Source organism: Parasaccharibacter sp. TMW2.1890, from assembly GCF_023337645.1.
GTDB classification, from domain to species: Bacteria; Pseudomonadota; Alphaproteobacteria; order Acetobacterales; family Acetobacteraceae; genus Bombella; species Bombella apis.
Window position 1 is genome coordinate 544,208 of record NZ_NWUV01000001.1, and the last position, 26,723, is coordinate 570,930.

Consider the following 26,723-nt stretch of genomic DNA (forward strand, 5'->3'; position numbering starts at 1 on the left):
TCAGAAAGACAGGTCCTCCCTGTCTGCCCATCCGGCATGGGCGGAGAGGCGGGGTTTTGAGTGCATTACGGACGGGATTTTTGGGATATGAATGCTCATCACTCAATACTGATTGTTGACGATGATGATGCCTTGCGCCTTCTGCTGGCTGAACAGCTGGGAGAGGAGGAAGCGTACCGCGTTGAACAGGCTGCCACCATTGCGGCTGCACGGGAGGTGATGGATCACTCTTCTGGAGGCAGGACAGACATTCTTCTGCTGGATGTGAACCTGCCAGATGGTGACGGGCGGGATTTCTGTGCCGGGCTGCGGGAGAGGGGCATTCATATCCCCATCATCATGATGACGGGGTCGCATGATGAAGATGACGTGATTCGTGGTCTGGATGCTGGAGCGAATGACTACGTGGCCAAACCGTTCCGCATGGGCGAGCTGAAGGCCCGTCTGCGGGCGCAGCTGCGTCTTTTCGAGAACAGTGAGGATGTTGTTTTTGATATCGGTCCCTATGTTTTCCATCCGGCCAGGAAGCAGCTGGTGGACCAGAAAAAGGGGCAGCGCATCCATCTGACGGAAAAGGAAACGGCAATCCTGAAATATCTCTACCGTGCCGGTGGGCAGCCAGTGGAGCGGGACGTGCTGCTGCATGAGGTCTGGGGCTATCACGCCTCGGTGACGACCCACACGCTGGAAACGCACATCTACCGTCTGCGGCAGAAGATCGAGCCTGATCATGGCCGGGCCGGGATTCTGCTGACGGAAGGTGGTGGGTACTGCCTGAATCCTGATCTCTGACGGATGGTGCCCTGAGGGCGGATAGAAGAAAGGCTGGCAGGAGGAAGTCCTGCCAGCCTTTCTGCCATCTGGTCCAGTCTGGTCAGACGGCCAGATCCATCATGACGGGAACGTGGTCGGAAGGGGAGGTCCAGTCCCGCATGGGGCTGAGGACATTGATTGTCTTCAGGCCGGGGAGAAGGTCCGGTGTTGTCCAGATATGGTCCAGACGGCGCCCCCGGTTGGATTTTTTCCAGTCACGATTGCGGTATGACCACCATGTGAAGAGCTTTTCCGGTTCTGGAATGGCCTTCCGCATGGCGTCTTCAAATCCGGCCTGAAGCCATTCGGTCAGGCGTGTCGTTTCCGGTGGCGTATGGCTGACGATTTTCAGAAGCTGACGGTGGCTCCAGACATCATGCTCCAGCGGAGCGATGTTGAGATCACCGACCAGAATGCTCCGCTGTGGCGGATTGGCCCGGAACCATGCTGTAGCCTCCTCAAGGAAGGCGAGTTTATGGGCGAATTTTTCATTTTCCTGCGGGTCGGGAATATCGCCACCGGCGGGCACGTAGAAATTGTGGAGCGTTACCGGCCCGGTTTCTGTCTGGATGCTGGCAGCCACATGGCGGCAATCCTCCCGGCCACACCAGTCCGGCGTGCCGGTAATGGGCTCCAGCGGTGTGCGGGAGAGAATGGTGACCCCATTATAGCTCTTCATTCCACGATAGAGCTGATGGGGAAAACCCAGCTCTGCCAGTGCATCACGGGGGTAGAGAGGGTCCGGCACTTTGGTTTCCTGAAGGCAGATGACATCAGGGGCCTGTTCCTCAATCAGACGCTGGAGCAGGGGTAGCCGGAGGCGGAGTGAATTGATGTTCCATGTAATGAGACGCATGTTTTCTGATCTCCTCTGGAGCGGGAAATTTCAACGGATGATCTTGCGATGAACAGGGTTTACCCCAATCTGGGGGGGAATGAATAAGGAAAGTCTCCCGCATATGCCCATCCTGATGATCGACAGCCATATTGATATTCCATGGAACGAAAAAACGGCGGAAGGTCTGCCCTGCTGGCATAAGCGGGACCAGGCGGATGTTGCCATGCGGGATGTGGAACGCCGGTTTACCGTTCCTAAGGCGCAGGCCGGTGGGATGGGGGTGGCCTGTCTGGCTGCCTATACACCGCAGGCTGGTCTGGATGACGCAGGGCATGAGGCAGCGTGGCAAAGAGCACGGGCCATGCTGGAGGCGATGGAAGAGATGGTTCCGCTTCATCTTTCCGGGCAGGCTGTGCTGTGCCGGAGAGTTCCGGATATCCGGCGGGCTACGGAGGCCGGGCAGGTGGCTTTGGTGCCTGTCATGGAAAATGGCTACCCCTTGGCGGATGACCCGGCCCGGATCGGCTATCTCGCCCGGCGGCATGGCGTGCGTTACATGACCCTGACCCATAATGGCCATAACCTTCTGGCGGATTCGGCGGTTGTCCGGCAGGGGCCGGCAGAAGTGCATGGCGGTCTGTCCGCTTTGGGGCGGGAGGTTATTGGTGAGATGAACCGGCATGGTGTGCTGGTGGATGTTTCCCATGCATCCCGCAAGACCATGATGCAGGCGGTGGATGCATCCTCAGTTCCTGTTTTTGCCAGCCATTCCTGTGTGCGGGCTTTGTGTGATCATCCCCGCAATCTGGATGACGGACAGCTTGATGCACTGAAGGCCAGTGGTGGCCTGATCCAGATTACAGCCATGGGGCCATTCCTGCGCCGGGGTGGTGGTGGAACGCTGAAAGATTTTGTGGAGCATGTGCTGTATGTGGCCCGCAGGATTGGTGTCGAACATGTGGGAATTTCGTCCGACTTTGATGGCGGAGGCGGGATAGAGGGCTGGCAGGATGCCAGTGAGACTCACCATGTGTCCGAAGCGCTGGCTGTTGCTGGTCTGGATGCCGGGGAGATTCGGGCCATATGTGGAGAAAACATGCTGCGCCTGTTGCAGAGGGCAGAAGATAAAATTTCGAAATGTCAAACCTGATTTTTACTTTTTGAGAAAATTCGTGGTATTTTTTGCACAGTAATTTTTTCAGAAACGGGATTGACAGCCCACACCGCCATCAGGGGGCAGGAAAGGGGAGGATGCAGGGATAAAATCTTTTATAATTCCTTATTTTTCAGATGGTTATATTCTTTGCCTAAAAAATGGGCAATCTATGAAAAAAGAAGAGAAACCCTATGCTGTGTGCTTTTACCCTTGGAGTATTCACAGCTTTGTCCACAGGAATGGTGGATGAGTATGAAAGGCGCAGCATGATCATGAAAAACTGGCGGAAAACTAGGACATATGCCTGAAAGACCCCACGGCGCCCCTGCGATTCGGAAAGCCCTGAAGACGATTCCTGAAAGTCCCGGCGTGTATCGCATGATCGGTGTGAAGGGGGAGGTGCTGTATGTCGGCAAGGCGCTGAACCTGAAAAAGCGGGTCACGTCTTACACGCATGTCGCCCGTCTGCCGGACCGGTTGAAGCTCATGGTCTCCCTGACGGCCAGCATGGAAATTGTCGTGACACGCACCGAGGCCGAGGCCCTGCTGCTGGAGGCCAACTACATCAAGCGGATGAAGCCCCGCTTCAACATCCTTCTGCGGGATGACAAGAGTTATCCGTGGCTTCTGCTGAGCGGGGATCACGCCTATCCCCGCCTGATGCGCCAACGGGGGAAGCCCGTCAAAGGGGCAACCTATTGGGGGCCTTTTGCGTCATCCAGAGCAGTGGACCAGACAATTCAGGTCATTCAGCGGGCCTTCATGCTGCGGACCTGTACGGACAGCGTTTTCGAATCCCGGACCCGCCCCTGCCTGCTGCACCAGATCAAGCGTTGCTCTGCTCCCTGCGTGGAGCGCATCAGCCCGCTGGAGTATCAGGGGCTGGTGGAACAGACGAAGGAATTCCTGAGTGGAGGCGGCCGGGAGCTGCAACAGCGCCTGACCCTGGAAATGGAACAGGCTTCCGAGGAGCTGGCTTTCGAACGGGCTGCTCTCATCCGTGACCGTATCCGGGGGTTTGCCAATCTACGGGCCTCAGGAGCCATCAATCCGGCCAGCATCCAGGAGGCGGATGTCGTTGCACTCTGGCAGCAGGCGGGGCAGAGCTGCATCCAAGTCTTTTTCATCCGTGGTGGTCGCAACAATGGCAACAGGGCTTTCTATCCCCGGCATGAGGCAGATGAGCCTGCGGCTGATGTTCTTGCGGCGTTTCTCCTCCAGTTCTACGAGGACAAGCAGCCTCCTTTACAGGTGCTGACAAGTTCTGAGCCTGCTGAACAGCCTCTGTTGACTGAAGCGCTGAGCCTGCAACGGGGGCAGAAGGTGCAGATTCTCCAGCCGCAGCGGGGTGAAAAGAAGGCGGTGTTGGACCACGCCATTCTCAATGCTCGTGAAGCTCTGGAGCGTCGGCTTGCAGAAACGGCCGGGCAGGCCGTTCTGCTGGAAAAGGTGGCCGAGCTTTTCGACCTGCCCGAGCCACCGAAACGTATTGAAGTTTATGACAATTCCCATCTGATGGGACAGGCTCCCTATGGCGCCATGATTGTGGGCGGCCCGGAAGGTTTCGTGAAGCGGGCTTACAGGAAATTTGCCATCCGTGGTCCTGTCGCTCCGGGTGATGATTTTGGCATGATGAAGGAGGTCATGACCCGTCGCTTTGCCCAGCTGACACCGGATGATTCAGGGAGTGAAAACTGGCCGGACCTGCTGCTGATTGACGGCGGCAAAGGGCAGGTACGAGTCGTCCGGGAGATTCTGGCGGAGAGGGGCCTGTCCTCCATTCCTGTAGTGGGTATTGCCAAGGGGGTGGACCGCAATGCAGGGAGGGAATGGTTCTTTGTGGAGGGGAAGGAACCGTTCCAGCTGCCCGTCAATGATGCTGTCCTCTACTATCTTCAGCGGTTGCGGGATGAGGTCCACCGTTTTGTCATCACGACACACAGGGCAGGACGTTCCAGAGCGTTGACCCGTTCCGGCCTCGACGAGATTCCCGGTGTTGGCCCAGCTCGCAAGAAGGCTCTGCTGACCCGTTTCGGCTCTGCACGCCATGTCGGGCAGGCGGCTCTGGAAGAGCTGGAGCATGTACCGGGAATTAATCGCGAAATGGCACAGGTCATTTATGGATATTTCCATCCAGAATGGGTAAGAGAACAGAGTGACGTCCTCAAAAAACCCTGACTGAGCACCGTGTTGGGGGTGGCCTTCCATATTAGGGATATCAGGTGATCAATCTTCCCAACCTTCTCACTCTGTTCCGTATCCTTGTCATCCCGGTGCTGATCGGGTGTCTGGCAGGTGGTGGCCTGTGGGCTGATATGGCGTTTCTGCTGTATGTTGGCGCCTGTGTGACTGACTATCTCGATGGGGCTCTGGCCCGTCGGCAAGGCCTGACATCAGACCTTGGCAGGATGATGGATCCGATCGCAGACAAGCTCCTTGTCGGGGGGCTTCTCCTGGCACTTGCAGGGATGGGAGGGCTGCGGTTCTGCTCGTTGTATGCAGCCATTCTCATCATGCTTCGGGAAATCATGATCAGCGGGCTGCGGGAGTATATGGCCTCCCGCAATGAGACGATTCCGTCCACCCGTCTGGCCAAATGGAAGACAGGCACACAGATGGTGGCCATCGGTTTCCTGATTCTGGGGGAGGGGGCTTCTACCTCCTTTCATGACGTGACATGGTGCTTTGGCGTAATTGGCGCTGCGCTGCTCTGGCTGTCTGTCATTCCGACGCTTCTGACGGGGACAGACTACCTCAAGGCGACCGTGGCGCAGATGCGGAGATAGACTTGGTGTGAGGTATCTGGCAGCTCGAGATGATGGTGGCAGAAGGTGGGCTGAGCCTTCCTGGGGACAGGTTGCGATGATTGTAAAGGGTAGGGAATGAAAAGCAGGGAAGGAAAGCTAAAGAGGGTAGGCGCTGTCATGTCCTTCTTTGCGGTGGGGTGTACCAGTTTTTCGGTCAGCTGCACGGGTCTGGACAGGCATCTGGGCAGTACGATCAATCCTTTTGGCAATCCGAACATGCCAGATGCCCGGAGCGAGACGGCGCAGCGTGTCCGGGGAGTGAAGCTGAGCACAATGCCTGTTCTTCCCGAGGAGGGGGATGTCTGGCCGGGTCAGCCGGAGCCTGTGCCCAGCCTTCAGGATGTCAGCCGGTCTGACAGGAATTTTGTTGAGAAATGGCAGAAGGCACGACCACAGCTTGATGCGGATCTCCGGCAGCAGCTCAATGATGGCCAGGGCATGAGTGTCGGGGAAGATGTCGGGCAGCGTTATGGGTCCGGTAAGGGCGTGATGCCCATAGGCAAACCCATTCCATCCCATGTCAAGGATAATGCGCGGCCTTACATGGAGCCCGCAGGGCGGGGTGTGGTTACCATTCCCAATGGTGATGGAACGGATACGCTCATCGCTCCTGATGGCAGCGTGAAGGTTGTCAGTGCGGGCAAGGCGTCCCTGTACGCACATGCCAGAACATTCGGGCATGTTCATTCTTCTGAGGAATCGCGGCAGGAGGCTCAGGCCGAGCTCCAGAAGGCACCGCCGGCAGAACCGCTTTCCCATCTGGAGCGCAGGGCTGGCGGGGGTGCCGTGTCCCGGCAGCCAGCCTACAGGGAGCCGACGATTACGGAAGCGCCCCGTCCGCAGCCCAGGGTCGAGGTTCTTCCCGAACCGCAGCGTCCTGTACGTCAGGCGCCAGTCGTTACGGAAGCGCCCCGTCCGCAGCCCAGGGTCGAGGTTCCTTCCGAACCGCAGCGTCCTGTACGTCAGGCGCCAGCCGTTACGGAAGCGGCCCGTCCGCAGCCCAGGGTCGAGGTTCCTTCCGAACCGCAGCGTCCTGTACGTCAGGTACCAGCCGTTACGGAAGCACCCCGTCCGCAGCCTGAGACTGGTGTCGTAGCAGCTCCTCTTCCACAACAGTCTGGAGCTGATGAAGAGATGGGCAGACAGCACAGGTCCAAGGGCAAGGCTGGAGCACATCACAGGCATGAGGCTGCAGTGGTGGATGCAGCACAGCCGGTGGTGGAGCCGCATCGGACGCATAGGCATAAGCATACGCAGGCCCGTCAGCATGAGGTGGTGGTTATCGAGAGGGAGCATCACACGGTCGCCGGACGGCATGTGGAAGCACATGCCCAGAAGGAGCGTCATCATTCGAGCAGAAAACGTGATGATGATTACGTGGATGCTCTGGGCTTTGAGGCTCCTGCGAGGTCCCATCGTTCTCATAAGAGTGAAAGGGTTTATCAGTTTGACTGGGACAAATGAGACCACCTTGTGAGAAAAAGAGCATAATCTGTCTCAATGAGGGTATCGTGGGCTGGAAAGGGCTTGACCTGAAAGGCTCAAGGTATCATTGTCCCGCTCAGGTATAGGGGATGTGCTGCTCCGACACTGATGAAGCAGCGTCCCATCATGCGGCAGCAGTCCGAGGGTAGTATGGCCAAGACAAACGTAATCATGATCCGTCTCGTTTCTTCTGCAGATACGGGTTATTTCTATGTCACGAAGAAGAATGCCCGTACGGCAACGGGGAAGATGGAAGTACGCAAGTACGACCCGGTCGTGCGCAAGCACGTTGTCTTCCGTGAAGCGAAGATCAAGTAATCGTCATTCCATTTGACGAAAAAGAAAGGCGGCCTTTTGGGGCCGCTTTTTTTTATGTGTCATTGCCCCCAAGAGGGGAGAAACGACCTGATGGTTTACAGGGAAACGTGAGGTGAGCGGGGGCAGAGCCCGGTCATTCTGTCTGTCAATAAAGAGAGTTTTTCTCACCGTAGGGAATGACCAGATCGCCCTTGCGGCTGCTGTTGAGCATCACTCGGCTCCGTTCATCCAGCATGTCCGGGTCCAGGGCTCTTTCATTCAGCGCCATGACGCGCCGACGCCAGATGTCCTGCTCCTTATGGGCATCCAGCAGGGCGGACTGTGCCTCTGCCTGAAGTTTCTTCTGTCGTTGATAGGCCTCAATACCAAGAGTCCCATGCAGGGCATTCCAGATGAAATAGGCTGTCAGAAGCAGAAAGAGGAGCGGAGCGAATACAGCACCCAGTCCACGCCGTAGCAGAGCGATCATGCAATGGCTCCTCGGTCTTCATGTTGATCAGGTTGAAACGGTTATCACCTTATAAGCGGTTGGTGGGAGAGGCAAGGTATCTGCCGGCCATGCCAGAGAGAAATCTGAAGGGGAGGTATAAAAAAAGCCCCCACCCGTTTCCAGGTGGAGGCCTTTTCCGCAAGTTCAGCCGGGAGAACCGGCTAAACTGCTCCCGTAATTACTTGCGGGCTTTTTTCAGGATGCTGTGACCAGCATACTTGGCGCTCTTGCCCAGCTGCTGCTCAATGCGGATCAGCTGGTTGTACTTGGCCATGCGATCGGAGCGGGAGAGGGACCCGGTCTTGATCTGCCCCGTGTTCACGGCGACGGCGAGGTCGGCAATGGTGCTGTCCTCTGTCTCACCAGAACGGTGGCTCATGACAGTGGTGTAGCCAGCGCGCTGGGCCATTTCCACAGCGTGCAGTGTCTCTGTCAGGGAGCCGATCTGGTTCACCTTCACGAGCAGGGAGTTGGCAACACCCTTCTCGATGCCTTCCTTCAGGCGGGCCGGGTTGGTCACGAAGAGATCGTCACCGACCAGCTGGATGCGGTCACCCAGACGCTCTGTCAGCTCTTTCCAGCCTTCCCAGTCATCTTCAGCCAGACCATCCTCGATGGAGACGATCGGGAACTTCTTGGTCAGTTCCTCAAGGTAGGAGACCATCTCGCTGGAGGAGAAGCTCTTGCCTTCGCCCTTCATCTCGTAACGGCCGTTCTTGTAGAACTCGGTGGAGGCACAGTCGAGAGCGATGGTGATGTCCGTACCGAACTTGTAGCCGGCATCGGCAACGGCCTTCTCGATGTACTTCAGGCCTTCCTCTGTGGACTTCAGGTTCGGAGCAAAACCACCTTCATCACCAACGTTGGTGTTCAGGCCGTTCTTGTGCAGCTCTTTCTTCAGACAGGCGAAGATTTCGGAGCCCATGCGGATGGCTTCAGCAACGGAAGAAGCCCCGACCGGCTGGATCATGAATTCCTGGAAGTCGATGGCGTTGTCCGCATGCTCACCACCGTTGATGATGTTCATCATCGGGACCGGCAGAACATGGGCGAATGTGCCGCCAACATAGCGATACAGCGGCAGGTCCAGCTCTTCAGCTGTAGCACGGGCCACGGCGAGGGACACACCGAGAATGGCATTGGCGCCAAGGCGGCCTTTGTTCGGTGTACCATCAAGGTCGATCATGGCCTGGTCGATGGCGATCTGGTCTTCAGATTCCATGCCACGCAGCTTGTCGGCGATCTCCGTGTTCACGGCGTTGACGGCCTTCAGGACACCCTTGCCGTGGAAGCGTTTTTTGTCGCCATCACGCAGTTCTACAGCTTCGTGGGCACCGGTGGAGGCACCGGAAGGAACAGCGGCACGGCCGGTCACACCGGAGGCCAGTTCAACATCTACCTCAACAGTCGGGTTACCACGGCTGTCCAGAATTTCGCGGGCAATAATATCAACAATAGCGCTCAAGGGACTTCTCCTGACTCTATGCGGCGGACCCCGAACGGCCTATTATCAGCTCGCAGACCGGATCCGCTTTCGCTCTATTTCAGTCTCAAAATCCGCGCCCGAGGTCAATTAAGATGCGACAATTTCCTGTCACGGCTGCCATGCTTGTTGCGCTTGGCGGCGTTTTTCCCTTTCTGGTGGGGGGCTGGCTGTTTCTGGCGGGTGTGCTGACATCCCTGCCACATCTCAGCCAGATCCTTCTGGCCTATGGGGGATGCCTCCTGCCTTTTTATGGGGCTGTACAGTGGGGGTTGCTGGCCAGCAAACCCACGATCATTCCGCCAAAGGGAGAGAGCCTGCGGGACAGGCGGGCGCTTCTTTCAGGGACGTTTGCGTTTCTCTGGGGGTGGCTTGCCCTCTGCGTAGGCCTGCTGGGAAATCTGCGCACAGGCTTCGGGCTGGAGGCAATCGGCTTTGCAGGAATTTTTGCTCTGGAACGAATCGCCAACCGGCATGGTGACCTGCCGCAGGGATATATCATGGTCCGGGCCATCAGCACCGGTCTGTGCGTGATTGGCTTCCTGTTTGCCCTTCTCTCACCGCAAGGCCAGTTTTGAGAGGGAGGAAGGGCCTCTGATCAGAGGCCCTCAGCTTTTACGAGTTCGTCAATCTTTTTGAGTGGGGTCAGCAATGACCGCATTTCAGCAAGGGGGATCATGGTCGGGCCATCACTGGGGGCCGTATCCGGTTCCTGATGGGTCTCGATAAACAGGGCGCTGACACCTGTCGCTAGGGCGGCCCGGGCCAACGGAGCAACGAATTCACGCTGCCCTCCGGTGGCTGTACCCAATCCGCCCGGTTGCTGCACGGAGTGGGTGGCATCGAAGACGACGGGATAGCCGGTGCGCGCCATGATGGGGAGGGCCCGCATGTCGTTGATGAGTGTATTGTAGCCGAAGCAGGTGCCACGTTCGCAGAGCAGGATACGCTCATTGCCGGTAGATTTCAGCTTGTCGACAATGTTCTGCATGTCCTGCGGAGCGAGGAACTGCCCTTTTTTGACATTGATGGCCCGTCCTGTCCGTCCAGCGGCCAGAAGAAGGTCTGTCTGACGGCAGAGAAAAGCCGGAATCTGTAGAACATCCACAGCTTCAGCTGCAGGAGCACACTGTTCCGGTGCGTGAACATCCGTCAGCACAGGAATATTGAAGCGGGACCGGATGTCGGAGAGGATTTTCAACCCTTCCTCCATACCGACACCACGGGCAGCATGGACGGAACTGCGGTTGGCCTTGTCGAAACTGCTTTTGTAAATCAGCTTGATATCCAGCTCCTGACAGAGCCCATGCAGGGCTTCGGCCATGAAGAAGGCGTGATCACGGGATTCGATCTGGCACGGGCCAGCGATCAGCCGGAAGGGCTGATCCTGACCAATGACAAATTTGCCCAGAGGGACGCTCATACATCCTGTTCCCGTGACAGATGTTCTTTTTTTGCAGCGCCGACAAACCCTACGAAAAGCGGGTGCGGGTCGAACGGCTTGGAAAGCAGCTCTGGATGGTACTGCACACCGATAAACCAGGGATGGTCTGGATATTCCACCACCTCGGGCAGAACGCCATCGGGAGACATGCCAGAGAAGCGCAGGGACGTTTTTTCCAGCACGTCACGGTAATGGACGTTGACTTCCCAGCGATGGCGGTGGCGCTCACGGATGTCCGTCCGGCCGTAGACCTCTGCAACACGGGAGCCTTCAACCAGTTTGGCCGGATAGGCACCGACACGCATGGTTCCGCCAAGGTCGCCTCCTTCACGGCGGCGCAGCAGTTCCGTGCCACGGGCCCATTCGGTCATCAGGCCGACCAGTGGCTCATCTGTCGGGCCGAACTCCGTGGAGGAGGCCTTCTTCAGGCCTGCGAGGGAGCGGGCACATTCAATAACGGCCATCTGCATCCCGAAGCAGATTCCAAGGAACGGAATCCGGTTTTCACGGGCATAACGGACAGCGTTGATCTTGCCTTCAGACCCACGTTCGCCAAAGCCGCCCGGCACGAGGATGCCATCCATGCCACGCAGCTGCTCTTCAAGACTGGAGGGGTCTTCCAGCTCTTCTGCATCAATCCAGTTCATATGGACACGGACATCCTGCGAGATGCCACCATGCAGAAGGGCCTCGGCAAGGGACTTGTAGCTGTCCAGCAGGGCCGTATATTTGCCGACGATGCCGATGCGGACTTCGCCTTTCGGCTCCCGAACGCCACGGACGATTTTCTCCCAGCGGGAGAGGTCTGGCGCTGTTTCGAACGGCAGGCCGAAATAACGCAGAACTTCACGATCCATGCCCTGCTCGTGATAGGCGATAGGGCAGGCGTAGATTGTATCGACATCCAGCGCTGCAATTACGGCTTCGGGACGGACATTGCAGAAGCTGGCAATTTTCTGCCGCTCTGTCTGCGGAATGGGACGGTCGGAGCGGCAGAGAAGAATCTGCGGCTGGAGGCCGACATTCTGGAGTTCCTTGACGGAATGCTGGGTCGGCTTGGTTTTCAGCTCACCAGCGGAGGGAATGTAAGGCAGGAGGGTCAGGTGAACACACATGGTGTTCTCATGCCCCAGATCATTGCGGAGCTGGCGGATGGCTTCCAGGAAAGGAAGACTCTCAATGTCGCCAACCGTGCCGCCGATTTCAACCAGGACAAAATCGTAGCCATCCGTATCGGTAACCACGGCTTCCTTGATGGCATCCGTGATGTGCGGAATGACCTGGACCGTAGCCCCGAGGTAATCGCCCCGGCGTTCCCGGGCGATGACATCGGAGTAAATGCGGCCCGTCGTGGTGTTGTCGGAGCGACGGGCATGAACACCCGTAAAACGCTCGTAATGACCGAGATCGAGGTCGGTCTCGGCACCGTCATCAGTGATGAACACCTCACCATGCTGATACGGGCTCATCGTGCCCGGATCAACATTCAGATAAGGGTCCAGTTTCCTGATGCGGACCTTGTGCCCACGAGCCTGGAGGAGGGCAGCCAGAGCCGCCGAAGCGATACCTTTACCGAGGGAGGATACAACCCCACCCGTCACAAAAACAAAGCGCGTCATGGGAGGCCCTTATATAGTGAAGAGGGGGGGAAGGGGAAGCAGATTATGTGCTCAGCTTCCCCCAAAAATGGCCTCAGGGATGCTGTGGCTGGGACGGCGCTGTCGGAGCCGCTGGAGCTGCTGGTTGGCTGGCAGGAGGATGGGCCAGAATGTCCCGCGTGTTGCCACCGCTGGAGGCCCCACGGTTCAGCACGGCCAGACACAGGCAGAGAATCATGAAAATGGCAGCCAGAACGGCCGTACCGCGGGTCAGCAGGGTGGCTGTCCCCCGGCCGGACATGAAGGAGCCAAGTCCCTGACTGCTGCCAACGCCGAGACCACCGCCTTCGCTACGCTGGATCAGGATAATGCCGATGAGGGCCAGGGCAACCAGAACAGTGAGGATAAGCAGTAATGTGGTCATGCAGTCAGGTCCAACAGGTTATGGGGAAGGCTGAGGCGTTGTTGCTTCAGCCGCAGCGCCAATGATGTCCAGGAAGCTTCGTGCCTCGAGGCTGGCACTGCCGACAAGCACCCCATCCACTGCCTCTATGGACATGATGGAGGGAGCCTGCACGGAAGTTACAGACCCGCCATACAGGACCGGAACACGAATGTCATCCGTCATGAGTCTCATTGGCAGCAGGGCACGGATCAGCTGGAGCTTTCTCTGGAGCTCTTCCCGGGAGGGTGTGATACCACTGCCGATGGCCCAGACAGGCTCATAGGCCACGATTCCACGGAAGCCCCGTGTCAGGGAGCCCTCAATCTGTGTGGAAAGTACGCTGGCGGCCCGACCTTCGTTCCGTTCGGCCAGATGTTCGCCAATGCAGACGATTGGCGTTAATCCGGCTGCCGTGGCGGCCTTGACCTTCTGACGGATGACTGCGTCCGTCTCCCCATGGTTCTGGCGCCGTTCGGAATGCCCCAGGATGACATAGCGTGCTCCCATGTCCCGGATCATCGGGGCGGAAATATCCCCCGTGAAGGGCCCGGAGGAGGCCGGGTAACAGTCCTGTGCCCCCAGGGCCAGCTGCTCGTGGGGCAGGCAGACTTCCTTCAGGGCCTGATGGACACCATCGAGCTGCGTGAAAGGCGGACAGATGATGGTGTGAAGGTGGGCTGGCGGCGGGGCTTCTTTCATGCCATGGGCAATGTCCCGTGCGAGCTGTAGGCCGTGCTCGTGGCGAGCCTGCATTTTCCAGTTCCCAATGACGAATTTGGGTACGGTGGTCATTCTGCTCTCCCCGGTCGGCACGATGCATCCACTGCGCATGAGCAGAGAAGGGACACGCCGTGCTGGTCAATCTGTGTCGGCATCTCTATGCTGGGGCAGCTTAGCGGGTTTTCCCGGCTAATGCTATTCTGCCATCAGTAAAGTGATATGCGTCTTCGATGATTACTGCCCTGCGTCATTTCCTGGTTGACTCCTGGCTCGGCCGGGTGATCGCCTTAATGGTTTTCGTGTCTTTTGTTGTACTGGGAGGCACCTTTTTTGGGCTGGGCGGCGGCATGGCCGGTCTGGGCGGTGATACCGTGGTGCAGGTCGGAGCACACAAGATCACCCCTGCCGAGTTTCAGAAAGCCATCCAGAATCAGGTTGCCTCTGTCCTTCAGCAGACGGGTGGTTCGGCTGAATTCCTGAAGACCCCGCAGGGACGGCAGGAGATCGGCCATACGGCCCTGCGCAGTCTCATTCTGGTGCATGAGGGAGAACTGGCTGGCAGGCGGAATGGCCTCAATCCTGGGGATGAAACGATTCGTGGGGTTGTTTTTGCCATGCCGGATTTCCAGGATCCCAGTGGCCGCTTTGACCCGCAGAAGATGGAGGCGGTGCTCGGGCGTAACAATATGAGTCATCAGGATCTGACGCAGGAAGTACGGCGCATGCTTTATGGTAGTGCCACTCTGCTTGCATTCGGTAAAACCGTGCAGCCCCCGGCGCAGGAGCTGGATTGGCTGATGAACTATATCGGTCATGGCACCGTGGTGGATATGGTGCGTCTGCCGTTCTCTCTGGGAGAGGTGTCTGCCCAACCGACTGATGGGCAGCTGAAGCGTTATTATCAGAACCATCTCTGGCAGTTCCGGCAGCCGGAGTACCGTCATGCCCGGATCGTGATCATGACGGTAGGCAGTGTCGCAAAGACGATCCAGATTTCTGATGAGGACCTTCAGGCGGCATACAGGATGAAGATGCAGGACCCCGCCGAGGCGGCCCGGCATAACAGTCCGGAACTGCGCTCCATTGAGGTGCTGGCCGTGACGGATGAGGCTACGGCAAAGAATCTGGCGGCAGCATGGCGGGGAGGGCAGTCTTGGGCGGCTTTGCAGAAGCAGCACCCCAAAGCCATTCCTGCCACGTTGAATGACGCCCGTCTGACCGATCTGCCTGATGAGGCCTTGGGCAAGGCAGCGTTTGCCACGCCGGAGGGTCATGTTTCTGCGCCTGTTCATACGGCCGCTGGCTGGAGCGTGGTACATGTGCTGTCCGTCAAGCCTGCGAGACATGCCAGTTTTGAAAGCCTGAAGGACAGTCTCCGTGAGGATCTGGCCAATGAACGGGCGACGGCCATGCTGAAGGACCGTCAGAGAGCCTTTGAGGAGGCCGTGGCCGGGTCTGTCACGCTGGACAAGGTTCCGGCCGACATTGGTGCTTTCCCTCTGGAAGGCAGTCTGGATTCCCATGGCAATCTGCCGGGCGGGGAGCCTGCTCCTTTGCCGGGTGATGCCGCCCTGCGTCAGGCTCTGATAGAGCAGGTCTTCAGTCAGAAGAAAGATGAGCCGCCGCATGTCGTGACCGGACCGGATGGCAGTGCTTTTGCCGTGCTGGTGGATGGTGTCACGCCGGGCAGGCAGGAGCCGTACGAGGTCGTGCAGCAGGCCGTCAAGGATGCCTGGCTGGCGGATGCCCGGAAACACGCCACTGAGCAGAGGGGCACCGCCCTGTATCAGCAGGCGAAAAAAGAGGGGCTGCGTCAGGCTCTGGCAGGACAGAAAGAGGAAGCCATGCTCCAGAAGGATGAGCATTTTTCTCGCCTCCAGCTGCGGAACGATGTGCCCGCCCTCATTCTCAGGGCGGCGCTTGAGCAGAAACAGGGACAGACAGCCATGCTCCAGGAGGGAGATGGCTACTGGCTTGTCAATGTGACAGGGCAGTATGCGGAATCACCGACCATGATGCAGGCCATCCGGCAGCGTCAGGCAAGCCTGATAGCCGGGGCTTACCGCAATGATCTTCAGGAGACGCTGGGCATGTCCTATACCCGGGAGGCTCCTCCCCGTCATTTCAATGCAGCTCTGTTCAGTGATGTGAATGAGAGGGTGCTGAGCATGATTTCAGGAAGGTTGGGCCAGCAGTGAGCAGGATATTACATAGGGTAGAAGCAGCCGATCTGCTGACACCGCTCTCGGTTTTTCTCCGTCTTTCCCGTCTGGTGGATGATCCGTACCGCCTCTTTTTCGAGAGTGTGGAGGGAGGCGCTGCCAGAGGGCGGTATTCCATCATAGCCCTGCTGCCGGATACGATCTGGCGCTGCAAGGATGGTCAGGCATTTCGTGATGGGAGGCCGGAAGAGGCGGCTCCATTGGTGTCGCTGAAGGCTCTGCTTGATGAGAGCCGTATGGACCTGCCGGAGGGATTGCCCCCGATGATTGGCGGTGTCTTTGGCGTGCTGGGCTATGACATGGTCCGGCAGATGGAAGACCTTCCCAACCCGCCGCCGAATGACCTGGACCTGCCAGAAGGGGTGATGATCCGTCCCCGGCTGTTTGCTGTGTTCGATACGGTGCGGGACGAGCTGATTCTGGCCACCCCGTTGCGTGATGGCATGGTCAGGGCAGAAGGGGAGGCGCTGCTGGAGAAGGCTGTGGCCGCTCTGCGGCAGCCCGTTGCTGACCCGGCAGAGACCCTGCCAGAGGGAACCCGGCTGGCGGAGCCTGTTTCCAACATCACGCATGAGGCTTTCCTCCAGAAGGTGAGGACGGCGCAGGATTATATTGCAGCGGGTGACGCCTTCCAGATTGTTCCGAGCCAGCGTTTCACGACAGCGTTTCCCCTGTCGTCACTGGCCCTGTATCGCAGTTTGCGGCGCATCAATCCGGCACCGTTCCTGTTTTTGATGGAGCTGGGTGAATTCACCCTCGTAGGGTCGTCCCCGGAGATTCTGGTGCGGATGCGGGATGGTATCGTAACGGTCCGTCCTCTGGCCGGAACCCGGCCCCGCGGGCGGGATCGGGCCCATGATCTGGCACTGGAGAAAGAGCTGCTCGCTGATGGCAAGGAGCTTGCCGAGCATCTCATGTTGATCGACCTGGGCAGGAACGACGTGGGGCGTGTGTCCCAGCTCGGGACCGTGGAGGTGCCCGACCGTTTCGTGGTGGAGCGCTACAGCCATGTCATGCATATTTCATCGACCGTGACGGGCCGGGTGAAGCCGGGGTGCGGGGCGCTGGATGCTCTCTCGGCTGCTTTCCCGGCGGGAACGCTGACCGGGGCGCCGAAGATACGCACCATGGAAATCATTGACGAGCTGGAGCCCACCCGGCGTGGCCCTTATGCCGGGTGTGTCGGCTATTTCGGAGCGGATGGTGACATGGATACCTGCATCGGTCTGCGCATGGCCCTGCTGAAGGATGGCCAGATGCATGTGCAGGCCGGTTGCGGTGTCGTGGCGGAATCTGACCCTGAGTCGGAATATCAGGAGACGAGAGCCAAGGCCCGGGCGCTCTTCACTGCTGCGGAGGCGGCCATTGGTCAGGCTGTTCATAATGGGCAGCAGGCGTTTTCTGGGGAAGGGGGGTGTAATTCCTCATCCCGCACATCATCTGAGAAAGCAGATATGACCTCTGGATGTGAGGAGAGAGTCAGATGATCCTGCTGATTGATAACTATGACAGTTTCACTTTCAATCTGGTGCATCATTTCGGAGCACTGGGTGTGGAATGTGCGGTGAAACGGAATGATGCGCTGACCGCAGACCGGGCGCTGGAGATGAATCCTTCTGCCATTGTGCTGTCTCCCGGCCCCTGTTCTCCCGATGAAGCGGGTATCTGCTGTGAGCTGATTGAAAAAGCAGCGGGGAAGGTCCCCGTGCTGGGTGTCTGTCTGGGCCACCAGTCCATTGGGCAGGTCTTCGGGGCGAAGGTCGTCCGGTCTGCCGTGCCGATGCATGGCAAGATCAATGCCATCCATCACGATGGCAGCGGGGTTTTTGCCGGACTGCCCGACCCGGTGGATATGGTGCGCTATCACAGCCTGACGCTGGACCCGGACAGCATACCGGATTCGCTCATCGTCAATGCAAGGACGGAGGATGGTGTCATCATGGGGGTCCGTCACCGGGAGCATCCGATCCATGGTGTGCAGTTCCACCCTGAAAGCATTGCCTCCAATTCCGGGCGTGACCTTCTGGCCAACTTTTTGCGACTGGCCAATGTTCTTCCGCAGAAAGAGGGTGCAACTGGCTGATGGGCGGGCAGGAGAAGCCATTTGCGTCTTTTCTCAGGAAAGTCGCCGCCAGAAAGGAGCTGGATGTTTCTGAGGCGGAGCAGGCTTTCAGGCTCATCATGCAGGGAGCCGTTTCGGATATTGAACTTGCCGCTTTCCTGACAGCCCTTCAGATGCGGGGAGAGACCGTTGAGGAGCTTTCAGGTGCCGTGCAGGCCGTGCGGCAGAGTATGCAGGCATTGCAGAAGGTGCCGGATGACACGGTGGATGTCTGCGGCACAGGGGGCGATGGCCTGGGAACATTGAATGTCTCCACAGCCACGGCCTTTGTTCTGGCTGGGCTGGGCGTGCCCGTGGCCAAGCACGGGGGGCGGGCCCTGTCTTCCCGGGCCGGGGCAACGGATGTTCTGGAAGCTCTGGGGATTCCTGCCGATGCGGACCATGCCCGGCAGGAAAAACGTCTGAGGCAGGAAAATCTCGCTTTTCTGGCAGCGCCGTTCCATCACCCGGCCATGCGTGTGGCTGCACCTGTTCGCAAACAGCTTGGTTTCAGGACACTCTTCAACCTTCTGGGGCCGCTCTGCAATCCGGCGCGGGTCCGGCGGCAGCTGGTGGGCGTGTTTGATGAAGTCTGGTGCCGGCCAGTGGCCCGGGTGCTGGGTGAGCTGGGGGCTGTTTCCGCTTGGGTTGTGCATGGTCATACGGATGAAGGCGGGATTGATGAACTGACTCTCGCCGGCCCAACACACAATGATGTGTGGGAGAATGGGGAGATCATTTCTTTTGACCTGACACCGGAAATGGCCGGCCTGCCGCATTACGGCATTGCCGCCCTGAAGGGGGGAGACCCCATCTGCAATGCCCAGCGCATGAGGGCTCTTTTTGCAGGAGAAACAGGCTGTTATCGGGATACGGTGCTGTTGAATGCAGCTGTTGGCCTGCATGTTGCCGGGCGGGGGAATCTGCTTGAGAGTGGCCGTCTCTCTGTTCCCGCTCTGAGGCGCAACGTGGCCGAGGCAGCCCGCTCCCTTGATGAAGGGCTGGCCCGGAAGGCTTTAATCCGGGCTCAAACGGGTGTAAGTGCTCAGGACTGAACGCTAGAACCGTTCGGTAATGTTCCAAGGTAAAGATTCAGGACGATCATGATTTTTTTGCCACAGCGGTCGATGGCTGCTTTTGCCCCTGCAGAGGATGGTGGACAGGTTCCGGCTTCTGATGTCCCTTCAAATGGTGATGCACAGGAGGCGGTAGCGTCGGAAGTCTCCCAGCCTGCCACATCAGGTAGCGGGGAGAGCGGCGGTGATGTGCTGGAGCGCATCTGTGCCCGGACCCGCCTTGATGTCGAGCAGCGGATGCAGGTGATGCCGCTGAAGGAGATTGCTGCCAAGGCAAAGGAAGTCTCCATGCCGACCCGTGGGTTTGGTCAGGCCCTTCAGCATATTACGGCTGACAGGCGTGTGGGACTCATCGCAGAGGTGAAAAAAGCATCTCCATCGGCAGGAATCCTGCGGCCTGAGTATGATCCGGCGCAGATCGCCCGATCCTATCAGAATGCTGGGGCAAGCTGTATTTCCGTTTTGACGGAAGGGTCCTGTTTCCACGGGAGTGCGGAAGACCTTCAGGCCGTCCGTGCTGCATGCAGCCTTCCGATCTTGCGGAAGGATTTCATCCTTGAGCCATGGCAGGTTCATGAGAGCCGCCTCATCGGGGCGGACTGCATCCTGCTTATCATGGCCGCCCTGAAGGAAGATGAGGCTGTTGAGCTGATCGCTCTGGCCCGTGGTCTGGACATGGATGTGCTGCTTGAGGTGCACAACGAAGAAGAGCTGAATCGGGCGCTTGCTTATGACAGTTTCCTGATCGGCATCAACAACAGGAACCTCAAGACATTGAAGACGGACATTCAGACGACGCTGGACCTTGCTCCGCAGGTTCCGCCGGATCGTCTTGTCGTGTCCGAGAGTGGCATTGCCACGCCGGATGATCTGGCCAAGGTTGGCGAGGCAGGGTGCAGTGCCGTTCTGGTCGGAGAATCATTGTTGCGTGAGGAAGATCCGGGGCTTGCAGCCCGCAGGCTGCTCGGTTTCTGAAAAGAGTACCGGTCCGGTATAAAAAATGGTTGGAGGGGGTCTCGGATAGCTAGCTTTTGGAAGGGACTGTTGTTACAAGTCCGCCCTATCTGAAATCGTCAACCGCGGGAGAGTGTCATGGGTTCTATGACGGACGCGCCGAACCGGCAGAATGGCCCGGCGCTATCACGGGAGGAAATGGAGCGTGCCTACAGGGAAATGCTCCTTGTGCGTCGCTTCGAGGAAAAGGCCGGCCAGCTGTACGGCATGGGGCTGATCGGTGGCTTCTGCCATCTTTATATCGGTCAGGAAGCTGTTGTGGCTGGTATCGGTCTCGCCATGAAGAAGGGCGACCGTTCCATCACCTCCTATCGTGATCACGGGCAGATGCTGGTGGCTGGCATGACGGCCCGTGGCGTCATGGCGGAGCTCACAGGCCGTTCAGGGGGGTATTCCCACGGCAAGGGTGGCTCCATGCACATGTTTTCAAAGGAACAGGAGTTCTACGGAGGGCATGGTATTGTCGGAGCGCAGGTGGCCATCGGGACCGGCCTTGCCCTGACGAGTGCTTACAAGAAGGATGGTGCCGTTTCCATCGTGTATTTCGGTGAGGGTGCGTCCAATCAGGGGCAGGTTTATGAGAGCTTCAATCTCGCCGCCCTGCACAAGCTTCCCTGCCTTTATGTGATCGAGAACAACCGTTACGGCATGGGGACTTCCATTGAGCGCTCCTCCGCCTCCAAGGACCTCTCGAAGAATGCCGCTCCGTGGGGAATTCCATCCCGTAAGGTGGATGGCATGGATGTGGCCGCCGTTTATCAGGCCGCCAGGGAAGCCATGGAGCATTGCCGCTCCGGCAAGGGGCCGTTCCTGCTGGAGATGGAAACTTACCGCTATCGTGGCCATTCCATGTCAGACCCGGCGAAGTACCGCCAGCGGTCCGAGGTGGACGAGATGCGCCGGACACGTGACCCGATCGAAACGCTGAAAGCAGAAATGATCAAGCACGGGATTGATGAAGCCTTCTTCAAGGCAGTGGAACAGGATGTGAAGGCCACTGTGAAGGATGCTGCCGAATTTGCAGAAACCAGCCCTGAGCCGGATGCATCCGAGCTCTGGACCGACGTTCTGGTGGGGGAATAACTCATGGCCTCTCCTATTCTCATGCCTGCTCTCTCCCCGACGATGGAGGAGGGAACACTGGCCCGCTGGGTCAAGAAAGAAGGTGATGTGGTCAAGCCCGGCGAAGTGATCGCCGAGATCGAGACCGACAAGGCCACCATGGAAATGGAAGCCGTCGAGGAAGGCGTTCTGGGGCGTATCCTCGTCACCGAGGGAACGGACCACGTGGCGGTGAACACGCCCATCGCCGTCCTGCTGGAGGAGGGTGAGGACGCTTCTGCAGCGGACGGGCTGGACCTCGGTCCCAAGGCTGGCTCTGCTTCCAAGGTGGAAAAGAACGTTCCTGCCCAGATGCCCGCACCACAGGCTCCGGCCAGCACCTCCACGACCGATCTGGTCGAGCCTGAATGGGGGGAGACGGCCGAGATCACCGTGCGTGAGGCTCTGCGTGATGCCATGGCTGCCGAGATGCGTCGTGATGAGGACGTGTTCCTGCTCGGTGAGGAAGTGGCCCAGTATCAGGGTGCCTACAAGGTCAGTCAGGGCCTTCTGGATGAATTCGGTGCGAAGCGTGTCATGGACATGCCCATCACGGAGCATGGCTTCACCGGCATGGCCGTTGGTGCCGCCCTGTCCGGTGTGAAGCCGATCGTCGAATTCATGACGATGAACTTCTCCCTTCAGGCTGTGGATCACATCATCAACTCTGCCGCCAAGACACGTTACATGTCCGGTGGTCAGATGTCCTGTCCGATCGTGTTCCGTGGTCCCAACGGAGCAGCGGCCCGTGTCGGGGCGCAGCATTCTCAGTGCTTTGGCAGCTGGTATGCCCACATTCCGGGCCTGAAGGTCGTGGCCCCGTGGTCTGCGGCAGATGCCAAGGGCCTGCTCCGTGCGGCCATCCGTGATCCGAACCCGGTCGTGGTTCTGGAAAACGAGATCATGTACGGCAAGAAGTTCCCATGCCCGGTGGATGAGGATTTCATCCTGCCGATCGGCAAGGCCAAGATCGAGCGTGAAGGCAAGGACGTGACGCTGGTCGCTTTCTCCATCATGGTTGGCGTGGCTCTGGAAGCTGCCGAGCTTCTGGCCGAGCAGGGCATCGAGGCCGAGGTGATCAACCTGCGGACCCTGCGTCCGCTCGATACGGAAACGATCATCAAGAGCGTGAAGAAGACGAGCCGCATCGTGTCGGTGGAAGAAGGTTGGCCGGTTGCGGGCATCGGGTCCGAAATCTGCACGGTTGCCGTCGAGCAGGCCTTCGACTGGCTGGATGCCCCTCCGGCCCGTGTCTGCGGGCTGGATATTCCTCTCCCTTATGCAGCAAATCTGGAGAAGCTGGCCCTGCCCAAGCCGGAATGGATTGTTGAGGCTGTGCGCAAGCAGTTTGGAGACTGAAACCGATGGCAATCAATATTTTAATGCCGGCCCTGTCTCCGACCATGACGGAAGGTACTGTCGCCCGCTGGCTTAAAAAAGAGGGTGACATGGTCCAGTCCGGCGATGTGATCGCCGAGATCGAGACCGACAAGGCGACCATGGAAGTGGAAGCGGCGGATGAGGGGATTCTTGGGAAGATCCTCATTCCGGAAGGGACCGAGCATGTGGCCGTGAAAACCCCGATCGCCATTCTGGTGGATGAGGGGGAAGATGTTCCGGAGGCTCCGGCTGCCGGGGCAAAGCCGGAACCGGAAAAGAAGGCCGGGGTAAAGGACGAGGCTCCCGCCCCGATTGAGATTTCCTCTTTCGACCCGGACAAGAAGCCGGCTGCACCTGAAAAAGGCAAAGGGGAGCGCATCTTCATTTCTCCTCTGGCCCGTCGCATTGCCAAGGAGCATGGGGTTGATATTGCCAGCCTGGCAGGGACAGGCCCCAATGGCCGCATCCTGCGGCGTGACGTGGAGAAGGCGAAGGGGCAGAAGCCTGCTCCGGCTGCGTCGTCTGCGGCCGCTCCGGCAGCTGGTCATGTGGAGCATGTGAAGCATTCCGGGATGCGGAAGGTGATTGCCCGCCGCCTGACGGAATCCAAGACACAGGTGCCGCATTTCTATGTCTCTGTCGATATCGAGCTGGATGCCCTGCTGTCCCTGCGCAGCCGCCTGAACAAGGCTCTGGAGGCCGAGGGCTGCAAGATCTCTGTCAATGACATGATGATCAAGGCTGTGGCTCTTGCCCTGAAGAAGCTGCCGGGCCTGAACGTCCAGTTCACCGAGACCGAGATGCTGCATTTCGAGGATGTGGACATTTCCATGGCCGTCTCCGTGCCGGATGGGCTGGTGACGCCGGTCATCCGGCAGGCTGACCGCAAGAGCCTCAGGGAGATCAGTCAGGAGGCCCGCAGTCTTGCGACCCGTGCCCGTGACGGCAAGCTCTCGCCTGAGGACTATCAGGGTGGAACGTTCTCCATTTCCAACATGGGCATGTTTGGCGTGAAGGACTTCGCCGCCATCATCAATCCGCCGCAGGCTGCCATCCTTGCGGTTGCTTCGGGTGAGAAACGCCCCGTGGTGCGGGATGGTGAGCTGGCCGTGGCAACCGTCATGACGGCCACGCTCTCGGTGGATCATCGTGCCGTGGATGGTGCTCTTGGTGCGCAGTGGCTCAATACGCTGCGTGACCTCATTCAGAACCCTTATTCTCTGGTGCTTTGATCATGTCCGACCTTTTTGATCTTGTTGTGATCGGTGGTGGCCCGGGGGGCTATGTGGCCGCACTGCGGGCCAGCCAGCTTGGCATGAATGTGGCTCTGGTGGAGAGCACCCACATGGGTGGCGTGTGCCTCAACTGGGGCTGCATCCCCACCAAGGCCCTGCTGCGCTCCGCCGAGGTGTATCATACGCTCGGCCATCTCCAGGAGTACGGTCTTTCTGCCAACCAGCCGTCCTTTGACCTCGCAGCCATCGTGAAACGGTCCCGTGGCGTGGCGGAGCGGATGGGGAAGGGCGTGGCCCATCTTCTGAAGAAAGCCAAGGTCACGACCTTTGATGGCCGTGGCAGGCTGGCCGGTCGTGCTGGTGAGGCGCATAAGGTCTCCATCACGAAGGATGGCAAGGAAACGGCCCAGATCCGTGCGCCTCATGTCATTCTGGCCACCGGGGCACGGGGGCGTCAGCTTCCCGGGCTTGAGACGGACGGCAAGCTTGTCTGGGGTGCCCGTGAGGCCATGACGCCAGATACGCTGCCCAAGCGGCTTCTGGTCATCGGTTCTGGTGCCATTGGCATCGAGTTTGCCTCTTTCTATCGTGATCTTGGCTGTGAGGTCACGATTGCTGAAGTGGCTGACCGTATCCTCATGACCGAGGATGCCGAGATCAGCGCACAGGCGCACAAGGCGTTCGAGAAGCGTGGCATGACCATCCATACGGGTGCGAAGGTTGGTCCGCTGAAGAAGGGGGCCAATGAGGTCTCCACCACGATCGAGACGGCAAAAGGCAAGGTTGACCTGACGGTGGATCGTGTGATCTGCGCCGTGGGCATCGTCGGTAACGTGGAAGACCTCGGCCTCGAGGGGACGAAGGTCAAGGTGGACCGTTCGCACATCCAGACGGACGAGTTCTGCCGCACGGGTGAGCCGGGCATCTATGCCATCGGTGACGTGGCGGCTCCGCCGTGGCTGGCCCACAAGGCAAGCCATGAAGGTGTGATCTGCGTCGAGAAGATCAGCGGACGCTCTCCGGAGCCTCTCCATGCCCGCAACATTCCGGGCTGCATCTATGCTCGTCCGCAGGTGGCTTCCGTGGGGCTGAGCGAGGAGAAGGCCAAGGCAGAGGGCTACAAGGTCCGTGTCGGGCGGTTCCCCTTCCTGGCCAACGGCAAGGCCGTGGCCATGGGTGAGCCTGAAGGCATGACCAAGACGGTCTTTGACGCCGAGACGGGCGAGCTGCTCGGTGCCCATATGATCGGCTCCGAAGTTACGGAGATGATCCAGGGGTATGTCATTGCCCGTACGGGCGAGCTGACCGATGCTGAGCTTATGGAAACGGTCTTCCCGCATCCGACCATCTCGGAGACGATGCACGAAGCCGTTCTTGCTGCTTATGAGGGTGCTCTGCACATCTGATTCATGGTCCAGCGTATCGTCATCAATCATCAGCGGGAGCGTATGGCGGCCATACGGCATCCTGAGAAGGCTCACCGGCCGGACAACCCCATCCAGAAGAAACCTTCATGGATCAGGGTGAAGGCTCCAGGGAGCAATCCCGTCTATGATGAGACAAGAGAGCTGATGCGCACGCATGGCCTGGCGACCGTCTGCGAGGAAGCAGCCTGCCCGAATATCGGGGAGTGCTGGTCCCAGCGCCATGCGACCATGATGATCATGGGTGAGATATGCACGAGGGCCTGTGCCTTCTGCAATGTCACGACGGGCCTTCCCAACCGGCTGGACCCTGATGAACCTGCCCATGTGGCGGAGGCTGTGGCCAAGCTGGGGCTGAAGCATGTGGTCATCACATCGGTGGACCGTGATGACCTGCCTGATGGCGGGGCGCAGCATTTTGCCGATGTGATCGCCGCCATCAGGGCTGCGTCGCCCGGTACGACCATAGAAATCCTGACACCCGATTTCCTGCGGAAGCCGGGTGCGCTGGAGGTGGTCGTGGAGGCCCGGCCGGATGTGTTCAACCACAATATCGAGACGGTGCCCCGGCTCTATCCGGGGATACGCCCGGGGGCCCGTTATTATCAGTCAGTCCGTCTTCTGGATGAGGCCAAGAAGCTTGATCCGTCCATCTTCACGAAGTCCGGCATGATGCTGGGGTTGGGTGAAGAGAAGATGGAGGTGGCGCAGGTGATGGATGATTTCCGGATTGCCGATGTCGATTTTCTGACGCTGGGTCAGTATCTCCAACCCACTGTCAAACATGCGGCAGTGAAAGCCTTCGTCACGCCTGATGAATTTGCTGATTACGGTGCCATGGCCCGGGCGAAGGGGTTCCTTCAGGTCAGCTCGTCTCCGCTGACCCGGTCCTCCTATCATGCGGACCGGGACTTTGCCGAGCTGCGTGAGGCCCGGGAACGTCGTTTGAAAAAGGGTCAGGGCTGATGCCGACACACGCTGAACAGAGAGTGATTCCCTATTCTGCTGAGCAGCTTTTTGATCTGGTAGCTGATGTTGGCAAGTATCCCGAGTTTCTGCCCTGGTGCGTGCGATCGGTCGTTCGGTCACGTACGGAAGACGAGCTGCTGGCCGACCTGACAATCGGCTTCGGGCCGTTCAGGGAAAGCTATACGAGCCGTGTGCGGCTGGAGCGTCCCCATCGTATCGTCGTGGGGTATGAGCGTGGTCCTTTCAAACATCTCAAGAATGTCTGGACCTTCACACCGGAGGGGCAGGGCTGCCGTGTCGATTTCTTTGTGGATTTTGAGTTCCGGTCCCGCCTTCTGAGGAATGCCATCGGCATGGTCTTCAATGAGGGGGTCCGCTTGATGGTCAAGGCTTTTATTACCCGGGCCGGGGCAATCTATGGGCCTCCCGGAGGGAATGCAGGCTGACAGGACCAGCAGACGAAAGATCTGTTGCCCGGTCTGGATGGGGTGGACTTACAGACCTGTTTTTTATGTAATATTTCTTTTAGTGCTGTGTGGATTGTTTTGCAGAAGTATTCGTCCTACACTGCCCCCGTCGTCACATGGAAGGACGATTGAGGAGG

25 protein-coding genes are annotated in these 26,723 nt (G+C 58.7%); 18 read left to right on the forward strand and 7 right to left on the reverse strand.

The genetic code is table 11. The annotated features are described in order from the left end of the window. The first annotated feature begins 87 nt into the window (after positions 1-87). Entirely contained in the window at positions 88-792 is a 705-nt protein-coding gene (locus tag CPA54_RS02395; RefSeq protein WP_043560399.1) for a response regulator transcription factor, read from the forward strand. An 82-nt stretch (positions 793-874) separates the two neighbouring features. Here CPA54_RS02395 and CPA54_RS02400 read toward each other — a convergent pair whose 3' ends face one another. Then, positions 875-1,669: an exodeoxyribonuclease III gene (locus CPA54_RS02400; protein WP_249085469.1), complete on the reverse strand. Its 795-nt coding sequence runs from the start codon at positions 1,667-1,669 to the stop codon at positions 875-877. A 103-nt stretch (positions 1,670-1,772) separates the two neighbouring features. On the opposite strand from CPA54_RS02400, the gene CPA54_RS02405 reads away from it, so the two are divergent. From CPA54_RS02405 to rpmG, 5 genes are all read left to right on the forward strand, one after another. Then, positions 1,773-2,801 carry a dipeptidase gene (locus CPA54_RS02405; protein WP_249085470.1) on the forward strand — a complete coding sequence of 343 codons (1,029 nt, stop codon included), beginning with the start codon at positions 1,773-1,775 and terminating at the stop codon, positions 2,799-2,801. A gap of 306 nt (positions 2,802-3,107) precedes the next feature. Next, positions 3,108-4,985 (forward strand): excinuclease ABC subunit UvrC, encoded by a 1,878-nt coding sequence (gene uvrC, locus CPA54_RS02410; RefSeq protein WP_043560393.1) that lies wholly within the window; start codon positions 3,108-3,110, stop codon positions 4,983-4,985. 44 nt (positions 4,986-5,029) lie between these two features. Further along, positions 5,030-5,593 carry a CDP-diacylglycerol--glycerol-3-phosphate 3-phosphatidyltransferase gene (pgsA, locus tag CPA54_RS02415; RefSeq protein WP_081563091.1) on the forward strand — a complete coding sequence of 188 codons (564 nt, stop codon included), beginning with the start codon at positions 5,030-5,032 and terminating at the stop codon, positions 5,591-5,593. Between the two features lie 138 nt (positions 5,594-5,731). Further along, positions 5,732-7,078 carry a hypothetical protein gene (locus CPA54_RS02420; protein WP_249085471.1) on the forward strand — a complete coding sequence of 449 codons (1,347 nt, stop codon included), beginning with the start codon at positions 5,732-5,734 and terminating at the stop codon, positions 7,076-7,078. A gap of 171 nt (positions 7,079-7,249) precedes the next feature. Beyond that, entirely contained in the window at positions 7,250-7,417 is a 168-nt protein-coding gene (gene rpmG, locus CPA54_RS02425) for a 50S ribosomal protein L33 (RefSeq protein WP_043561310.1), read from the forward strand. Between the two features lie 145 nt (positions 7,418-7,562). Here rpmG and CPA54_RS02430 read toward each other — a convergent pair whose 3' ends face one another. Continuing rightward, a complete protein-coding gene (locus tag CPA54_RS02430) occupies positions 7,563-7,886 on the reverse strand; it encodes a septum formation initiator family protein (protein ID WP_043560387.1) in 324 nt (107 codons plus the stop codon). Positions 7,887-8,085: 199 nt separating this feature from the next. Further along, entirely contained in the window at positions 8,086-9,372 is a 1,287-nt protein-coding gene (eno, locus tag CPA54_RS02435) for a phosphopyruvate hydratase (protein WP_043560384.1), read from the reverse strand. A gap of 113 nt (positions 9,373-9,485) precedes the next feature. On the opposite strand from eno, the gene CPA54_RS02440 reads away from it, so the two are divergent. Then, entirely contained in the window at positions 9,486-9,968 is a 483-nt protein-coding gene (locus CPA54_RS02440) for a DUF3429 domain-containing protein (RefSeq protein WP_086431032.1), read from the forward strand. A 20-nt stretch (positions 9,969-9,988) separates the two neighbouring features. Here CPA54_RS02440 and kdsA read toward each other — a convergent pair whose 3' ends face one another. The 4 genes from kdsA to tpiA form a co-directional block, all read right to left on the reverse strand. Continuing rightward, positions 9,989-10,813, reverse strand: coding sequence for a 3-deoxy-8-phosphooctulonate synthase (gene kdsA, locus CPA54_RS02445; protein ID WP_249085472.1), 825 nt, complete (start codon positions 10,811-10,813; stop codon positions 9,989-9,991). Further along, entirely contained in the window at positions 10,810-12,453 is a 1,644-nt protein-coding gene (locus CPA54_RS02450) for a CTP synthase (RefSeq protein ID WP_043560366.1), read from the reverse strand. Before CPA54_RS02450 ends, kdsA begins: the two co-directional genes overlap by 4 nt. A gap of 73 nt (positions 12,454-12,526) precedes the next feature. After that, the gene (secG, locus tag CPA54_RS02455) at positions 12,527-12,856 is read right to left on the reverse strand and encodes a preprotein translocase subunit SecG (RefSeq protein WP_043560365.1); all 330 of its coding nucleotides are present in this window, start codon (positions 12,854-12,856) and stop codon (positions 12,527-12,529) included. A gap of 18 nt (positions 12,857-12,874) precedes the next feature. Continuing rightward, on the reverse strand, positions 12,875-13,669 hold the full coding sequence (tpiA, locus tag CPA54_RS02460; protein WP_043560363.1) for a triose-phosphate isomerase: 795 nt from the start codon (positions 13,667-13,669) through the stop codon (positions 12,875-12,877). A 158-nt stretch (positions 13,670-13,827) separates the two neighbouring features. Between tpiA and CPA54_RS02465 the strand changes: the two genes are divergently transcribed. The 11 genes from CPA54_RS02465 to CPA54_RS02515 all read left to right on the forward strand — a co-directional run bounded on the left by CPA54_RS02465 (position 13,828) and on the right by CPA54_RS02515 (position 26,565). After that, positions 13,828-15,795, forward strand: a complete 1,968-nt coding sequence (locus CPA54_RS02465) for a peptidylprolyl isomerase (RefSeq protein ID WP_283163712.1) — start codon at positions 13,828-13,830, stop codon at positions 15,793-15,795. Further along, the gene (locus tag CPA54_RS02470; RefSeq protein ID WP_249085474.1) at positions 15,792-17,306 is read left to right on the forward strand and encodes a chorismate-binding protein; all 1,515 of its coding nucleotides are present in this window, start codon (positions 15,792-15,794) and stop codon (positions 17,304-17,306) included. Before CPA54_RS02465 ends, CPA54_RS02470 begins: the two co-directional genes overlap by 4 nt. Beyond that, positions 17,303-17,902 (forward strand): aminodeoxychorismate/anthranilate synthase component II, encoded by a 600-nt coding sequence (locus CPA54_RS02475; RefSeq protein WP_043560360.1) that lies wholly within the window; start codon positions 17,303-17,305, stop codon positions 17,900-17,902. Before CPA54_RS02470 ends, CPA54_RS02475 begins: the two co-directional genes overlap by 4 nt. Next, positions 17,902-18,975, forward strand: a complete 1,074-nt coding sequence (gene trpD, locus CPA54_RS02480; protein WP_249085475.1) for an anthranilate phosphoribosyltransferase — start codon at positions 17,902-17,904, stop codon at positions 18,973-18,975. The genes CPA54_RS02475 and trpD overlap by 1 nt, the downstream gene beginning before the upstream one ends. Before the next feature lie 48 nt (positions 18,976-19,023). Beyond that, entirely contained in the window at positions 19,024-19,971 is a 948-nt protein-coding gene (gene trpC, locus CPA54_RS02485; RefSeq protein WP_081563098.1) for an indole-3-glycerol phosphate synthase TrpC, read from the forward strand. 117 nt (positions 19,972-20,088) lie between these two features. Then, positions 20,089-21,093 (forward strand): pyruvate dehydrogenase (acetyl-transferring) E1 component subunit alpha, encoded by a 1,005-nt coding sequence (gene pdhA, locus CPA54_RS02490; RefSeq protein WP_043560353.1) that lies wholly within the window; start codon positions 20,089-20,091, stop codon positions 21,091-21,093. A 3-nt stretch (positions 21,094-21,096) separates the two neighbouring features. After that, positions 21,097-22,470, forward strand: a complete 1,374-nt coding sequence (locus tag CPA54_RS02495) for a pyruvate dehydrogenase complex E1 component subunit beta (RefSeq protein ID WP_249085476.1) — start codon at positions 21,097-21,099, stop codon at positions 22,468-22,470. 5 nt (positions 22,471-22,475) lie between these two features. Beyond that, positions 22,476-23,723, forward strand: coding sequence for a pyruvate dehydrogenase complex dihydrolipoamide acetyltransferase (locus tag CPA54_RS02500; protein ID WP_043560346.1), 1,248 nt, complete (start codon positions 22,476-22,478; stop codon positions 23,721-23,723). A gap of 2 nt (positions 23,724-23,725) precedes the next feature. Next, positions 23,726-25,132, forward strand: coding sequence for a dihydrolipoyl dehydrogenase (gene lpdA / locus CPA54_RS02505; protein WP_081563099.1), 1,407 nt, complete (start codon positions 23,726-23,728; stop codon positions 25,130-25,132). Positions 25,133-25,135: 3 nt separating this feature from the next. After that, on the forward strand, positions 25,136-26,116 hold the full coding sequence (gene lipA / locus CPA54_RS02510; RefSeq protein WP_043560338.1) for a lipoyl synthase: 981 nt from the start codon (positions 25,136-25,138) through the stop codon (positions 26,114-26,116). Then, positions 26,116-26,565, forward strand: a complete 450-nt coding sequence (locus tag CPA54_RS02515; protein WP_043560335.1) for a type II toxin-antitoxin system RatA family toxin — start codon at positions 26,116-26,118, stop codon at positions 26,563-26,565. Before lipA ends, CPA54_RS02515 begins: the two co-directional genes overlap by 1 nt. The last annotated feature ends 158 nt before the right edge of the window (positions 26,566-26,723 follow it).